Genomic DNA, 14,112 nt, shown 5'->3' on the forward strand with positions numbered 1-14,112 from the left:
AGCGGATGCGCAGGGCGATCTGGTGGGGCGTGGCGGCGCTGGCGATTCTGGTGGCTGCGTTCTTCGTGCTGGCTCCGGGCATCGTCGAGCGGTCGATGAACAAGGTCGAGCCGACCGAGGCCATCGCCCGCCACCAGTCGACCGACATCGATGTCGCCCGGCCGATGCCGGACGTGTCCGACACGATCGTGACCGGCCCGATCGTCGACCTGCACGCCGACACGTTGCTCTGGTCGCGCAGTTTGCTGACGCGCAGCGGCCGGGGACAAGTCGACCTGCCGCGCTTGCAGCAAGGCAATGTCGCGCTGCAGGTGTTTTCGTCGGTGACCAAGACGCCGCGCGGGCAGAATTACGATTCGAACGGCGACGACAGCGACAATATCACCCCGCTGGTGATCGCGCAGTTGCAGCCGGTCCGGACCTGGGGATCGCTGCTCAACCGGTCGCTGTGGCACGCGACGAAGCTGCGGCGCGAGGCGCGGGCATCGAACGGCGAGTTGCGGCTGATAACGACCCCGCGCGAGCTGGACGCGCTGCTGGCGGCGCGCGCGAACACGCCGCGCTGCCGGATCGACGGGCCGCAGCCCCATGACTGTATCGCGCCGACCGGGGCGCTGCTGTCGATCGAGGGGCTGAACGGGCTGGAGGGAAGTCTGAACAATCTCGACCGGCTGTACCGCAGCGGGTTCCGCATGGCGGGCCTGACCCATTTCTATGACAACGAGGTCGCCGGATCGATGCACGGCCGGGCGAAAGGAGGCCTCACCCCGTTCGGGCGACGGGTGGTCGCGCGGATGGAGGACAAGGGCATGATCGTCGATGTCGCCCATCTGAGCCATGCTGGCATCGCCGACGTGCTGAAACTCGCCCGGCGGCCGGTGGTGTCGAGCCATGGCGGGGTGCAGGCGACGTGCAAGGTCAACCGCAACCTGACCGATGACGAGGTGCGCGGGATCGCGCGGACCGGCGGGGTGGTCGGCATCGGATATTGGGCGGGCGCGGTATGTTCGACCGATCCCAAGGCGATCGCGAAGGCCATCGTCCATGTCCGCGACGTGGCCGGGATCGACCATGTCGCGCTCGGGTCCGATTTCGACGGGGCGGTGACGACCGCGTTCGACGCCGGCTGGCTGTGGGTCGTGACCGAGGCGCTGCACGATGCCGGGCTGACGCAGGACGAACTGGACAAGGTGATGGGTGGCAATGCCATCCGCGTGCTGCGGGGCGGGATGCAGCCCCTTTCGCCGCCCGCCCCCGCCCGCTAAGGGGCGGCGATGCAGCGTCTGGACGGTGGCGTGGCGGTTCCGGCGCAATTGCGCGGGGGCATCGTCGCGCTGGGCAATTTCGATGGATTCCATGTCGGGCACCAGGCGGTGGTCGGACGCGCGGTCGAGCGGGCGCGCGCCGAGGGGCGGCCGGCGATCGTCGCGACGTTCGATCCGCATCCCCGCCGCTATTTCCAGCCGGGCCTGCCGCCGCTGCGCCTCACCAGCCTCGACCAGCGCGAGCGGCTGTTCGCCGCCGCCGGGGTGGATGCGATGCTGGTGTTCGGCTTCAACGCAGGCCTGGCCGGGCTGTCGGCGGAGGCGTTCGCGACCGAGCGGCTGGTCGGCATGATCGGTGCCGGCGGGGTCGTGACCGGCACCGACTTCACCTTTGGCCGGGCGCGCAGCGGCGATGTCGCGACGCTGAAGGCACTGGGCGACGCCCATGGCTTCACCGCCGAGACGGTCGCGCCGGTCGGCGACGGACAGGCGGTGGTGTCGTCGTCGCGCATCCGCGAGTGCCTACGCGAAGGCCGGCCGCGCGAGGCGACGGCGCTGATGACCCGACCCTTCGCGATCGAGGGCGCAGTGGAACATGGCGCGAAGCTCGGCCGGCAACTGGGCTATCCGACCGCCAATCTGCGGATGGGCGGCTATCTGCGCCCCGCTTACGGCATCTATGCGGTGACCGGGCGGTTGCCCGATGGGCGGGTGTTGCAGGGGGCGGCGAATCTGGGCATCCGGCCGACGATCGAGGGCGAACCGGTCGAGCTGCTCGAACCCTATTTCTTCGATTTCGATGGCGATCTCTATGGCCAGACGATCGAGGTCGCGTTGATCGAGTATCTGCGGGCTGAGGCCAGGTTCGAGTCGCTCGATGCGCTGAAAGTGCAGATGGCGGCGGACTGCGAGCGCGCGCGGACGGTGTTGAGGTAGCGCAGAAGAGAAGAAGACAAGTGGTTCGCGCGGAGGCGCGGAGACGCGGAGACGCGGAGGAGGTTGCGATCCGGGCAAACGCCGCGCGACCGGGAGACGTTTCGCCGGGTGGCAACGAGAATAGAGGCCGCTGGCGCGGGTACGGGTTCCACTTCCAGACCTCCTCCGCGTCTCCGCGCCTCCGCGCGAACCAATTTCTTCTTTAATCCGGCAGCAGTCGACCGCTGCAGGAAAGCGGTTTGCGTGGAGCCACGCATCGGCTAATCGCGGGCATTCCTATGACCGAACCGTCCGAACCGCAGCGCGACTGGCGCGACACCGTCTTCCTGCCGAAGACCGACTTCCCGATGAAGGCGGGCCTTGCCGCCAAGGAACCGGCGATCCTCGATCGCTGGGCGGCGATCGGGCTGTACGATCGCCTGCGCGCCGAGCGTGCGGGACGGACACGCTTCCTGCTGCACGACGGCCCGCCCTATGCCAATGGCGACATCCATATGGGCCATGCGATGAACAAGGTGCTGAAGGACATCGTCGTCCGCACCCAGTCGCTGATGGGCAAGGACGCGCCGTACATTCCGGGCTGGGACTGTCACGGCCTGCCGATCGAATGGAAGATCGAGGAAGCGTATCGCGCCAAGAAGCGGAACAAGGACGAGGTGCCGCCGGCCGAGTTCCGCGCCGAATGCCGCGCCTATGCCGCCAAATGGGTCGACGTGCAGAAGGGCCAGTTCCAACGGCTGGGTATCCTGGGCGACTGGGAAGACCCGTATCTGACCATGAAGTTCGACGCCGAGGCGACCATCGCCGAGGAGTTGCTGAAGTTCGCGATGAGCGGCCAGCTTTATCGCGGCGCGAAACCGGTGATGTGGTCGCCGGTCGAAAAGACCGCGCTGGCCGAGGCCGAGGTCGAATATGAGGACGTCGTGTCGACGCAGATCGACGTGGCGTTCGAGATTGTCGATGCGCCGAATGCGCCGGAACTGGTCGGCGCCCATGCAGTGATCTGGACGACGACGCCGTGGACGATCCCGGTCAATCAGGCTTTGGCCTATGGACCGGAGATTGAGTATGTCGGCGTTGAGGAAGACAATCGTCGCTATCTAATCGCCGACGAGCTTGTTCATAAGTTCTGGGATCGAGTGGACCAGGCAGGCGGTGACGGGAACCACCGAGGCACCGTATTCTGGCGGGGCAAGGGTTCCGACCTCGCTGACGCGACCGCCCGCCACCCGATGCACGCGCGCGGCGGGTTCTTTGCCAAGCCGCGTCCGCTGCTGCCGGGCGACTTCGTGACGACCGATGCCGGTACCGGTCTGGTCCATATGGCCCCTGACCATGGCGAGGACGATTTCGAACTGTGCAAGGCGCATGGCATCGAACCGGTGTTCGCGGTGCAGGGCGATGGGCGGTATCGCGACGACTGGGCGTGGCTGGGCGGCGAAGGCAGCGTCATCAACCCGAAGTTCGTCGCCGCCGGGCGTGGCGGCAAGCTGGAGGAAGGGCCGATCTGTCGCGACCTGCGGGAAGCGGGCGCGTTGCTGGCGGCGTCGGACGACTTCGCGCACAGCTATCCGCATAGCTGGCGGTCGAAGGCGAAGGTCATTTTCCGCGCCACGCCGCAGTGGTTCATTCCGATGGACCGGAGCGCCAAGGTCGAGGCGTCGGTGCCACCGGTACCGGGCGACATGCTGGGCGCCGATGCGCTGCCGTCGGGGAACGGCGCAACGCTCCGCGAAATCGCGATGGATGCGATCGAACGGACGCGGTTCGTGCCCGAGAAGGGTCGCAACCGGATCGGAGCGATGGTGTCGGGGCGGCCCGACTGGGTCATCAGCCGCCAGCGCGCATGGGGCGTGCCGATCGCCCTGTACGTCAACCGCACGACCGGCGATTACCTGCGCGACGAAGCGGTCAACGCGCGCATCCTGACCGCCTTTCGCGAGGGCGGGGCCGACGCGTGGTATGCGGCGGACCATCAGGCGCTGCTGGGGCCGGACTACAACCTCGCCGACTATGAGGTCGTGACCGACATTCTCGACGTCTGGTTCGATTCGGGCTGCACCCATGTCTTCACCATCGAGAAGCGCTTCGGCGCGGGCACCCGCGCGAACCTGTATCTCGAAGGGTCGGACCAGCATCGCGGCTGGTTCCAGTCGTCGCTGCTGGAAAGCTGCGGCACGCGGGGACAGGCGCCTTATGATGCGGTGCTGACCCACGGCTTCGCGCTCGACGGCAATGGTCGGAAAATGTCGAAGTCGCTTGGCAATGTCGTCGATCCGTTGAAGGTGATCGGCGAGTCGGGTGCGGACATCCTGCGGCTGTGGGTCGCGCAGACCGATTATTTCGAGGATGTGCGGATCGGTAAGGAAGTGCTGGCCGGCACCGGCGATGCCTATCGCAAGCTGCGCAATACGTTCCGCTATCTGCTGGGCGCGCTGGACGGGTTCAGCGAGGACGAGCGGGTGCCGGTGGCGGAGATGCCGGGGCTGGAACGCTATGTCCTGCATCTGCTGGGCAAGTTGGATACCGAACTGCGCAGCGCGGCGGAGGCGTATGAGTTCAACCGCTATGCCCGCGCGCTGACCGATTTCGCCAACGAGGATTTGTCGGCGTTCTTCTTCGATATTCGCAAGGATTCGCTGTACTGCGACGCCGCCGACGACATGCGGCGGCGGGCGTATCGCACCGTGCTGGACGTGCTGTTCCACGCGCTGGTGCGCTATGCCGCGCCGATCCTGGCGTTCACCGCCGAGGAAGTGTGGCAGGGCCGCTTCCCGAGCGAGGACGGGTCGGTCCACCTGCTCGAATGGCCCGAATTGCCGCATCTGCCCGCCGACCAGCCGCTGGGCACCGAATGGGCCGATGTGCGCGTGCTGCGCCAACAGGTGACCGAGGCGATCGAGCCGCTGCGCCGTGCCAAGACGGTGCGATCGAGCCTGGAAGCCGAAGTCACCGTGCCGTCGCTGCCGCTGCCCGCCGACGAACTGGCCGAGCTGTTCATCGTCGCGAAAGTCGCCCAGGCCGATGGGCCGATCACGGTGACGCGGACGGGGCACGCCAAGTGCGGGCGCTGCTGGCGGCACCTGCCCGATGTGGCGGTCGATGGCGACCTGTGCGGCCGCTGTGCGGAGGTGGTGGCATGAGCTTGCGGAGACTGGCGATCCTGCTCGCGATCACGGTGCTGATCGTCGACCAGTTCGTCAAATACTGGGTCACCGGCCCGATGGGGATCGATTATCCCGGTGCCGAGCTGAACCTGCTGCCGGTGTTCACCCTGCGCTTCGTCCAGAATTTCGGCGTGTCGCTGGGGCTGTTGCAGGCCGGGAGCGGGACGGCGCGCTGGGCGCTGGTCGGGATGACCGCGATCATCGCCACCGGCGTGGCGGTATGGATCCGGCGCGAGACGCAGAAGCCCGAGCTGATCGGCCTGGGGCTGGTGCTGGGCGGGGCGCTGGGCAATATCATCGACCGGGTGCGCTTCGGCTATGTCGTCGACTATGCCGACTTCCATATTTTCGGGTACAGCCCGTTTCTGGTATTCAACATCGCCGATGCGGCGATTTCGATCGGTGTCGTGATCCTGCTCGTCCGCGCGCTGTTCACGCCGAAGCCGAAGCACGACGTTCCTGTGGAGAAGGCCAATGCGTAAGTTTGTCGTCATCAGCAGCCTCGGCCTGATCCTTGCCGGGTGTCAGGGCAACGCCCTGAACCGCCAGCGCCCCGACGAATTCGCCGTCGCGCGTCAGGCGCCGCTGGTGATCCCGCCTGATTATTCGCTGGTGCCCCCGCAGCCGGGCGCGGCACGTCCGCAGGACACGGCGGCGTCGGCCCAGGCGATGCAGGCGCTGTTCGGTGGCCCGGCACAGCGCAGCGCGACCGAGCGGCTGACGCTGGAACAGGCCGGCGGCAGCGGCGCGGCCGATGCCGGCATCCGTTCGGGCGTGGCCGATCCGGGCACCAATGTCGTCGACAAGGGCACGACGACGCGCGACATCATCGCCGCGCCGGCAGGTGACGGACAGACGGCGAAGACGACCACGCCGTAAGGGGTTGCGGTTTGTGGATAGGGAAAGGCCGGTTGCCCTGTCGGGCGACCGGCCTTTTTCTTGTGCGCCTTCCCTCTCGCCCTTGGCTGTTTATCCGCTTGCTTCGAGCGGAGGATCGAGCTTGTCGAGACCCGTAGGTTTACCCCAAGCGATGGCGTTCTCGACAGACGCTTCTCGACAGGCTCGAAGCTGCTCGAACCGAACGGGGTAGCTACGACCGGTCGACATTCAGCGAATCCAAGGGTGATCGCTGATTGACGTACAACCAATCCCTTCGTCACCCCGGACTTGTTCCGGGGTCCACTTTGCCGCTTACGCTGTCCTCAGAAGCGCTGGCTGCACCGCTCGCCGCGCCGTGGACCCCGGAACAAGTCCGGGGTGACGATAGACCGATGAATGTCGATCGGCCCTAGTAGATTGGAGTGGGGCGCACCGAAAGGAAGCAGGAGCGGGCGGCAGGACATGGCCCCCTGCCCATTTCCCTCACCACTTACGTCACCACATCGCAGACTAGAGTCTCTCGCGGTTCCTGCTGCGTGCTAGCAACGGGAAACCCCAGCCTGCGCTCGGGTGACGGGTGTAGCAAGGTGTCAGGCTAGGCGGGGGCGGACATAATCGCCCGCCCCCGCTTCGGCGTCAGAATGCCGCGGTGAGCGACACGACGACGGTGCTGGCCGCGATCGGGCTGCCGTTGGTGGTCTTGCTGAAGTTCGGCGTGATATAGGCCGCTTCGCTGTTCGAAATGTCGGTGTCGACATAGGCGACACCCAGCGTCAGGTTCTTGTAGGTGAAGTCGGTGCCGACCGACCAGTCCCAATAGCTGCCGGTGGGCGACAGGCTGGTGCCGTTCGGGCCGAGGCCGGGATTGCCGTCCGAATAGCCGATATGCGCCTTCAGCGTCAGCGGGGTGTTCGGCACGGCGCCGGCGGCATCGCCCGACAGATAGATATTGTCGTCGCGCTTGCCGCTGCCCACGACCAGCGGCGTCGCCGAGGCGAAGGCGCGGCTGAGCGAGGTCTGCTTGGGCGCATAGAAGGCGCCGGCGGTCAGCGTCGCGGGACCGGCGGTGCCCGACAGCTTGCCGTAGAATTCGACGACATCGGTTTCATCCGCGCCGCCCGGATAGGTGTACCAGGTGACACCGGCATCGACCGTCGCGGTGCCGAAGGTCTTCTTGTACCCGGCGATCAGGTCGAGTTCGAGGTTCGCGCCGCCGAACGTACCCCAGCCGGCGAGGTTCGAACCCCAGGTGCCGATATAGAGGCCGCTTTCGTGGGCGATGGTGATGCCGCCCTGCACCGCGACGTTCTTGTCGCTCTGCGAGACGCCGCGGAAGCGATAGTCGGAGGTGACGGACGCGCTGCCGCTGATGGTGACGGGCGGTGGCGGGGCGGTGTCCTGCGCAAAGGCCGGCATCGCGGTGGTGGCGGCGAGGATCGCGGCCGGGAGAATGGTCGAGAATCGCATCGTAAACCCTTTCTAGGTTCCGTGGTGATTCTCCTGCGTTTGAAAGTCGCCGCGATTAGATGAACCTGTTGGCCCGGGCGGTCTGACCCTCTGCGACCGAATATGTCGAAGCGTGCCGCGCCGCACAATGGAAATTGCGTGTCAGCCAGATACGGCACACCCGCTGTTGCACCGGGGCAACAGCGGGTGTGGTTGAACCGGAACGGAAATCAGGCGCGGATGGCGAGGATCGCGTCGATCTCGACCACGGCGCCCAGCGGCAGGACCGGTACGCCGACCGCGCTGCGCGCGTGACGGCCTGCATCGCCGAACAGCTCGACCATCAGCTCCGACGCGCCGTTCGCGACCTTCGGCTGATCGGTGAAGCTGCCGGCCGAGTTGACGAACACACCGAGCTTCACGACGCGTTCGATCCGGTCGAGGCTGCCCAGCGCATTTTCGGCCTGTGCCAGAATCATCAGCGCGCACTTTTGCGCCGCCGAGGTGGCATAGGCGAGGTCGCGGTCCTCGCCGGCGCGACCGGTCATCAGGTTGCCGTCCTCGAACGGCAGCTGGCCCGACAGGTGCAGCAGGCCGCCGGCCTCTACCGCCGGGACATAGGCCGCGACCGGGGCGGCGGCGACGGGGAGCGACAGGCCGCGTTCGGCCAGCTTTGCGGAAATATCATAAGCCATGGGATGGTTCTTTCGTGGGTTGCGGATGGGGTCAAGCCCTGGCCGGCCGGCCTTCGGCGAAGCGTGCCTCGATCCATGCCCGTGCCGCGCCCCAGTCGTCGATGCGGGCATGGGCGGCGGGCGCCGGGGGCACGTGAACGGCGAGGTCGGGTTCGGAGATCATGTGCAGCCGATGGACGCCGGGCGCGCTCTCCGCGACCGATTCGTGATGGACCTCGAGGTCGTCGACGAATACCGCCACGCTGGGGCTGTATTCCGCCAGCAGCCGAGCGACCGGCGGCCCCTTGCCCCCCTGGTTGCATTCGACGCGGTGGACGATGCCGTGTTCGGCCAGCTGGTCGATGCGGTGGGTGCGGCAATGATCCTGCAAGTTGGTCAGCACGACGATGTCGGCCTGCTCCGCCAGCGCCGCCAGCGCCTCGCGCGCGTGCGGCACCAGCGTCTGGCGGCCCATCTGATCGGGGAAGAAGCCGTCGAGCATCCCCCACATCTCTTCGCGTGCCAGCACGGTGCCGTCGGCCCGGGTCATGGAGTTCGCGAAGTCGCCCCCGGCCATGTCGAAGGCGATGGCATGTTCCTCGCCCAGCCATGTGCCAAAATGGCGGACCATGTGCAGCAGGACTTCGTCGCAATCGGTGATGAGCAGGGGTTTCATGCAGTCTCCAGTTCGGCCCGCGCACGGACCAGTGCGGTCGGGGTCACGGCCAGCGCATCGGCACAGGCGATGAGGTCGGGTTCGTAACCTTCGAGATGACCGAGCAGTTGCGCGAGGAAGGCGGGGTCGCCCGCCCGCGCGCGCAGTTCGGCGGGGTCGATACCGGTCAGCGACAGGAAGCGGTCGCGCCGGGTGTCGTCGCCGATCACCCAGACCAGCGCGTTCAGGCCCAGTGTCGCCGCGTCTTCGTTTGTTTCCGGCCTGCGCATCGCCTAGACAGCCTTTCGAACTTCCAACGGGATGCAACGCGCGTGGCAAAAAGGGTACTCGTTGTCGAGGACAACGAACTGAACCTGAAGCTGTTCTGCGACCTGTTGCGCGCGCATGGCTTCGAAACCGAACCGGTCCGCGACGGGCGCGAGGCGGTGGGCCGTGCGCGGGCGTTCCTGCCCGACCTCATCATCACCGACATCCAGCTGCCACACATGACCGGGCTGGAGCTGATCCAGATGCTGAAGGCCGATCCGCGCCTGCGCAGCGTGCCGATCATGGCGGTCACCGCCTATTCCGGGCGCGACGACGAGGACCGGGTGCGTGCCGCCGGGGCCAATGCCTATGTCACCAAGCCGATTTCGGTGGTGCGCTTCGTGGGCGAAGTGCGGGCGTTGCTGCCGGTCGAGGAGGCTCGGGGGGAGATAGCGGGCGAGTCGGCGGATGGGCCGGTGCGAGACGGATGATCTTCGTCATTCCCGCGCAGGCGGGAATCCATTAGCCGCTGCAGGCTCAGCTGGATTCGCGACCGTAACGCATATGGACTCCCGCCTGCGCGGGAGTGACGAATCAAGGGCGTCACCCCAGCCCAAGCTGGGGTTTCCCGCAACCTGGCGTCCGCTTCCTTACCGGGATATCCCAGCCTGCGCTGGGATGACGTTTGTGGCGGGGGACCGATCGTGGTCGGGGAGTTTGTGGCAGGAACGGCCCTTGCCCCTTCACTCCCACGCCACCCGCGCGACCAGCATCGTCAGTGCTGCCGCCAGCGCCGCGACGACCCACAGCGCCGCGAGGCCCAGCCAGTTCCAGCCGACCGCGCCGATCGTCACCCCGGCGACGAAACCCAGCCACAGCAACAGGTCGCGGCTCGGACCCGGTGCAGTGCGATCGCCCATCAGGCGCCGGGCCAGCCGCTGGCCGATGCGGACCAGCGTGCCGGTCATGTAGGTCAGGCCGACCCGCACCTCGCCATCGGGCGCCACGACGCCGTTCTGCGCGCCCATCGCGGCGGCGAGCAGCAGCATGGCGAGGGTGAGCGGCGCGAAGGTCGACAGCGCCGCGCCCAATGCCAGCAGGATCGTGACCAGGCCCATCACCGCTTCGGCCCGCCGCCCCTGCCCCAGCCGCTCGGTCGCTGCCGCGCCGGCGATGGTGCCGAACATCGCACCGGCGACGAACGACAGCACCAGCGCAGCGGCGGTCGCCGCGGCGCCGTTCCAGCCATGGGCGAGGCCGACGCCGAAGCGGGTCGAGTTGCCCGACATGAACGACGCGAAGAATCCACCCAGCGCGCTGAACGCCAGCGCGTCGACGATACCCGCCAGCGCGGCGAGCAGGACGGTGACCAGGGTGGCGGCGGGGGTCAGACGACGCATGATGCTCCTATTGCCCGATCGGCGGGGGGCGGGGCAATGCCCCCTCGCCTATCGCCCATGGGTACGATAGCGAAGGCCGATGGTTCCCTCTCCGCAAGCGCTGGGGCAGATGCTCGGCGCGCTCGACATGATCGGTATCGCGGTGTTCGCCGCGTCGGGCGCGCTGGCGGCGACGCGGGCGGCGCAGACCTTCGTCACCGCCGCCTTCTTCGCGCTCATCACCGGAGTCGGCGGGGGGACGGTGCGCGACCTGCTGATCGGGGCGCCGGTCTTCTGGGTGCACGGATCGCCCGTCGCGGCGATCTGTGTCGGGGTCGCGGGGCTGGTGTGGATCACGCCGCAGCATTGGTGGCGCGACAAGGCGCTCGACTGGCTCGATGCCGCCGGCCTTGCCGCCTATGCGGTGTTCGGTGCGGCCAAGGCATTGAGCTTCGGCGTGCCGCCGTTGCAGGCAGGGATGATGGGCGTGCTGACCGCGTGCGTCGGCGGGATCATCCGCGACGTGCTGGCGGGCGTGCCGTCGATCCTGATGCGGCCGGAGCTGTATGTCACGGCGGCGGCGCTGGCGGCAGGGCTGCATGTCGTGCTGGTGGCGTGCGGGCTGCCGCCGTTCGTCGCGGCGCTGCCGGCGGCGGCGGCGGGGTTCGTGCTGCGGGGGGCGGCGATCCGGTTCCGGATCGCGTTGCCGGCGTATCGGGGGAAGCGGTAGGGGCTAGCCCTGCGGATCCTACCTACGCCGTTTGTCCTGAGTAGCCGCTGAGCTTGTCGAACCGGCGTATCGAAGGACCGACAACGGTGCTTCGATACGGGCCTTTGACGGGCTCAGTCCCTACTCAGCACGAACGGTCAGGATGTTGGCCTGTTCTCGACGGACGCTTCTCGACAAGCTCGAAGCTGCTCGAACCGAACAAATTCCGAATTACCCCCGAACCACCCCCGTCTCGCTGAACGGCTTCGGCTCGCGTGGCGACACCGCGCTGTCGTTCAGCTGGCATTGCCAGAAGCCGACATCGATCCAGCGGCCCTGCTTGAAGCCGATCTCACGATAGACGCCCGCGCGGCGGAAGCCGACCGCTTCGTGCAGCGTGATCGATGCGTCGTTGGGCAGCGACAGCACGCCGATCGCCTGCGTGAAACCTTGCGCGCGAAGGGTATCGACCAGCGCCTCGTACAGCAGCCGGCCGGTGCCCTTCTGCTGGGCGCCGCCCGCCATGTAGATCGAGGTTTCGACGACATAGCGATAGGCCGGGCGGTCGCGGAAGCGGGTGGCATAGGCATAGCCCAGCACCGCATCGCCGTCCGCCGCGCCGGTCGTTGCCACCAGCCACGGATAATAGCCGTCGCTATGCGCCATCCGCGTGCGGATCGCGCGGGCGTCGGGCGCCTCGGTTTCGAACGACACCGTGCCGCCCAGCACATAGGGGGCGTAGATCGCGGCGATGGCGGCGGCGTCCTCGCTCCGCGCGGGGCGGATCGCGATCACAGGCCCAGCCGTGCCACGATCAGGTCGAACAGCGAGGCGTCATCGGCCGATGCGGCGACCGGCCCCAGCCCGGCGCATTCGAGGCAGCGCGCCTGCACACCGGTCGGTGCGGTCAGCATCCGCCGGGCATCGCCCAGCGCCTGTGCCAGTACGCTACGCTGTTCGATCGCGGCTTGGCCGAGCAGATCGGTCGCCGCCTGATCCGGCGCGTCGCCACGTTCGCGGTCGGCAAAGCCCTTGAGCGCCTTTTCGAGCGCCGAGGGTTCCTTTTCGAGATAGACGGTCTGCACCTTGGCCGGGTCGAGCCTGGCGCGGCGCGCGGCTTCGGCGACCGCGTCGCCCAGATTGCCGAAGCGATCGACCAGCTTGAGCTGACGCGCGGTGCCGCCGTCCCACACCCGGCCCTGACCGATTGCATCGACCCGCGCCTGGGGGAGCTTGCGCGATTCGGCGACGAGGCCGGTGAAGCGGGCATAGATATGCTCGACCCCGCTCTGCATGATCGCGTCGAACGCCCCGTTGGTGCCGCGCAGCACATCGGGCTGGCCGCTCAGGGGCGTGGTGCCGACGCCATCGGCCGACACGCCGATCTTCGACAGCGTATTCTCGAACGTCGGGATGACGCCGAACACGCCGATCGACCCGGTGATGGTGTTCGGTTCGGCGAAGATCACGTCGCCCGGCGTCGACACCCAGTAGCCGCCCGATGCGGCGAGGCCGCCCATCGACACGACGACCGGGATTTTGGCGACGTTCTTCGCCTGCAGGATCGCCTGGCGGATGCGTTCGGACGCCAGCACCGACCCGCCGGGCGAGTCGACGCGGACGACCAGCGCCTTCAGATTCTTGGTGGCGAGTCCGTCGAGCAGCAGCTTGGCGATGGTGTCGCCGCCGGCGGTGCCGGGCTTCGCCTCGCCGTCGACGATCGTGCCGGCGACGGTGATGACGCCGACCGCATCGCCCGAGGTCGCGACCGGGTTCGCCGCCAGCCAGCTGGCATATTTGATGGTGCGGAAGCTGCCCGCGGCCTTGCCCTTGTCCTCACCGGCCAATGCCGCGACGCGCTTGCCGAACGCGATCCGGTCGCCGAGCTGGTCGACGATGCCGCCGCGCAGATTGGCCTGCGCCACGTCGCCGCCCGCCGCCTGGATCACCGCTTCGGGACGGGTCAGAAAGGCGTCGAGCTGCGCCTTGGGCCGTGCCTTCTGCACCGCCGAGCGCCATTGATCGAAGATCGCGCCGTACAGCGCCTGGTTGGCGGCGCGGGCCGGTTCGGACTGGTCGGCGCGGGTGAAGGGTTCGACCGCCGACTTGAACTGGCCGACACGATAGACGTGCGCGTTGACGCCCAGCTTGTCGATCAGCCCCTTATAGTAAAGCTGCGGCCCGCCGGGTCCGCGAAACATCGTGCCGCCGAACGGGTTTTCCCACACCTCGCTGGCATTCGACGCGATGCGATACGCGCCGTCGGTATAGAGCGTGGCATAGGCCAGCACCGGCTTGCCGCTGGCACGGACGCGGGCGACGGCATCGCCGACTTCGGACAGCGCGGCGGGATAGCCGCCGGCGAACTTGTCCATGTCGAGGACCACCGCCTTGACCCGGCTATCGTCCTTCGCGGCGTCGAGCGCGCGGACCACGTCGCGCAGGCGCAGTTCCTGCGCCACCGACTGGCCGCTGAGCAGCGCCACCGGATCGGCCTCGGCCGGTTGCTCGACGATCGATCCCGACAGGTCGAGCACCAGCGCACCATCGGTGATGCGGGTGTTGGGGCGGCTGGACAATGCGGCGAACAGGCTGCCGAAGAACAACAGCATCAGGAGCAGCACGAGGCCGTCCTTGATCCCGACCAGCAGCTTCCACGCACCCCGGACCAGTTTCACGGCAATTCCTTCGAGTTTATCGTCTAGCGATAAATAGCGGCAAGGATAGGGTGGAGT

At 67.5% G+C, this 14,112-nt stretch carries 14 protein-coding genes; 7 read left to right on the top strand and 7 right to left on the bottom strand.

All coding sequences use genetic code 11. The features are described from left to right. The first annotated feature begins 5 nt into the window (after window positions 1–5). The 5 genes from ASE83_RS01640 (at window position 6) to ASE83_RS01660 (ending at window position 6,247) form a co-directional block, all read left to right on the top strand. Complete coding sequence (locus tag ASE83_RS01640; protein ID WP_055786825.1) at window positions 6–1,265, top strand: dipeptidase; 1,260 nt, start codon at window positions 6–8, stop codon at window positions 1,263–1,265. Window positions 1,266–1,274: 9 nt separating this feature from the next. Continuing rightward, window positions 1,275–2,201 carry a bifunctional riboflavin kinase/FAD synthetase gene (locus ASE83_RS01645; protein ID WP_055786821.1) on the top strand — a complete coding sequence of 309 codons (927 nt, stop codon included), beginning with the start codon at window positions 1,275–1,277 and terminating at the stop codon, window positions 2,199–2,201. Window positions 2,202–2,479: 278 nt separating this feature from the next. Further along, a complete protein-coding gene (gene ileS, locus ASE83_RS01650) occupies window positions 2,480–5,344 on the top strand; it encodes an isoleucine--tRNA ligase (RefSeq protein ID WP_055786819.1) in 2,865 nt (954 codons plus the stop codon). Then, window positions 5,341–5,850, top strand: coding sequence for a signal peptidase II (lspA, locus tag ASE83_RS01655; protein WP_055786816.1), 510 nt, complete (start codon window positions 5,341–5,343; stop codon window positions 5,848–5,850). Before ileS ends, lspA begins: the two co-directional genes overlap by 4 nt. Beyond that, window positions 5,843–6,247 (top strand): DUF3035 domain-containing protein, encoded by a 405-nt coding sequence (locus ASE83_RS01660; RefSeq protein ID WP_055786813.1) that lies wholly within the window; start codon window positions 5,843–5,845, stop codon window positions 6,245–6,247. Before lspA ends, ASE83_RS01660 begins: the two co-directional genes overlap by 8 nt. A gap of 636 nt (window positions 6,248–6,883) precedes the next feature. Here ASE83_RS01660 and ASE83_RS01665 read toward each other — a convergent pair. The 4 genes from ASE83_RS01665 to ASE83_RS01680 all read right to left on the bottom strand — a co-directional run bounded on the left by ASE83_RS01665 (window position 6,884) and on the right by ASE83_RS01680 (window position 9,312). Continuing rightward, window positions 6,884–7,714: a TorF family putative porin gene (locus ASE83_RS01665; protein WP_055786809.1), complete on the bottom strand. Its 831-nt coding sequence runs from the start codon at window positions 7,712–7,714 to the stop codon at window positions 6,884–6,886. A 209-nt stretch (window positions 7,715–7,923) separates the two neighbouring features. Then, window positions 7,924–8,388: a RidA family protein gene (locus ASE83_RS01670; protein WP_055786807.1), complete on the bottom strand. Its 465-nt coding sequence runs from the start codon at window positions 8,386–8,388 to the stop codon at window positions 7,924–7,926. A 31-nt stretch (window positions 8,389–8,419) separates the two neighbouring features. Continuing rightward, on the bottom strand, window positions 8,420–9,043 hold the full coding sequence (locus ASE83_RS01675; protein WP_055786803.1) for a hypothetical protein: 624 nt from the start codon (window positions 9,041–9,043) through the stop codon (window positions 8,420–8,422). Continuing rightward, window positions 9,040–9,312: a DUF3572 domain-containing protein gene (locus ASE83_RS01680; protein ID WP_055786800.1), complete on the bottom strand. Its 273-nt coding sequence runs from the start codon at window positions 9,310–9,312 to the stop codon at window positions 9,040–9,042. Before ASE83_RS01680 ends, ASE83_RS01675 begins: the two co-directional genes overlap by 4 nt. Window positions 9,313–9,354: 42 nt before the next feature. Here ASE83_RS01680 and ASE83_RS01685 point away from each other — a divergent pair, with 42 nt between their 5' ends. Then, window positions 9,355–9,780 (top strand): response regulator, encoded by a 426-nt coding sequence (locus tag ASE83_RS01685; RefSeq protein WP_082443213.1) that lies wholly within the window; start codon window positions 9,355–9,357, stop codon window positions 9,778–9,780. Between the two features lie 252 nt (window positions 9,781–10,032). On the opposite strand, the gene ASE83_RS01690 is transcribed toward ASE83_RS01685, so the two are convergent. After that, a complete protein-coding gene (locus ASE83_RS01690; protein ID WP_055786798.1) occupies window positions 10,033–10,689 on the bottom strand; it encodes a YoaK family protein in 657 nt (218 codons plus the stop codon). Between the two features lie 79 nt (window positions 10,690–10,768). On the opposite strand from ASE83_RS01690, the gene ASE83_RS01695 reads away from it, so the two are divergent. Next, on the top strand, window positions 10,769–11,398 hold the full coding sequence (locus ASE83_RS01695; protein WP_055786794.1) for a trimeric intracellular cation channel family protein: 630 nt from the start codon (window positions 10,769–10,771) through the stop codon (window positions 11,396–11,398). A 210-nt stretch (window positions 11,399–11,608) separates the two neighbouring features. Here ASE83_RS01695 and ASE83_RS01700 read toward each other — a convergent pair whose 3' ends face one another. Continuing rightward, window positions 11,609–12,172, bottom strand: a complete 564-nt coding sequence (locus tag ASE83_RS01700; RefSeq protein WP_055786792.1) for a GNAT family N-acetyltransferase — start codon at window positions 12,170–12,172, stop codon at window positions 11,609–11,611. After that, a complete protein-coding gene (gene sppA, locus ASE83_RS01705) occupies window positions 12,169–14,055 on the bottom strand; it encodes a signal peptide peptidase SppA (RefSeq protein WP_055786790.1) in 1,887 nt (628 codons plus the stop codon). The genes ASE83_RS01700 and sppA overlap by 4 nt, the downstream gene beginning before the upstream one ends. Between the last annotated feature and the right edge of the window lie 57 nt (window positions 14,056–14,112).

It is taken from the genome of Sphingomonas sp. Leaf32, assembly GCF_001421765.1.
Lineage (GTDB): Bacteria > Pseudomonadota > Alphaproteobacteria > Sphingomonadales > Sphingomonadaceae > Sphingomonas.

What these genes read in the sequence shown, in the direction of transcription:
- ASE83_RS01690 (WP_055786798.1), bottom strand. Translation starts at nt 10,689, where the DNA reads ATGCGTCGTCTGACCCCCGCCGCCACCCTGGTCACCGTCCTGCTCGCC.
- ASE83_RS01660 (WP_055786813.1), top strand. Translation starts at nt 5,843, where the DNA reads ATGCGTAAGTTTGTCGTCATCAGCAGCCTCGGCCTGATCCTTGCCGGG.
- ASE83_RS01675 (WP_055786803.1), bottom strand. Translation starts at nt 9,043, where the DNA reads ATGAAACCCCTGCTCATCACCGATTGCGACGAAGTCCTGCTGCACATG.
- lspA (WP_055786816.1), top strand. Translation starts at nt 5,341, where the DNA reads ATGAGCTTGCGGAGACTGGCGATCCTGCTCGCGATCACGGTGCTGATC.
- ASE83_RS01645 (WP_055786821.1), top strand. Translation starts at nt 1,275, where the DNA reads ATGCAGCGTCTGGACGGTGGCGTGGCGGTTCCGGCGCAATTGCGCGGG.
- ASE83_RS01670 (WP_055786807.1), bottom strand. Translation starts at nt 8,388, where the DNA reads ATGGCTTATGATATTTCCGCAAAGCTGGCCGAACGCGGCCTGTCGCTC.
- ASE83_RS01695 (WP_055786794.1), top strand. Translation starts at nt 10,769, where the DNA reads ATGGTTCCCTCTCCGCAAGCGCTGGGGCAGATGCTCGGCGCGCTCGAC.
- ASE83_RS01680 (WP_055786800.1), bottom strand. Translation starts at nt 9,312, where the DNA reads ATGCGCAGGCCGGAAACAAACGAAGACGCGGCGACACTGGGCCTGAAC.
- ASE83_RS01640 (WP_055786825.1), top strand. Translation starts at nt 6, where the DNA reads ATGCGCAGGGCGATCTGGTGGGGCGTGGCGGCGCTGGCGATTCTGGTG.
- ileS (WP_055786819.1), top strand. Translation starts at nt 2,480, where the DNA reads ATGACCGAACCGTCCGAACCGCAGCGCGACTGGCGCGACACCGTCTTC.
- ASE83_RS01665 (WP_055786809.1), bottom strand. Translation starts at nt 7,714, where the DNA reads ATGCGATTCTCGACCATTCTCCCGGCCGCGATCCTCGCCGCCACCACC.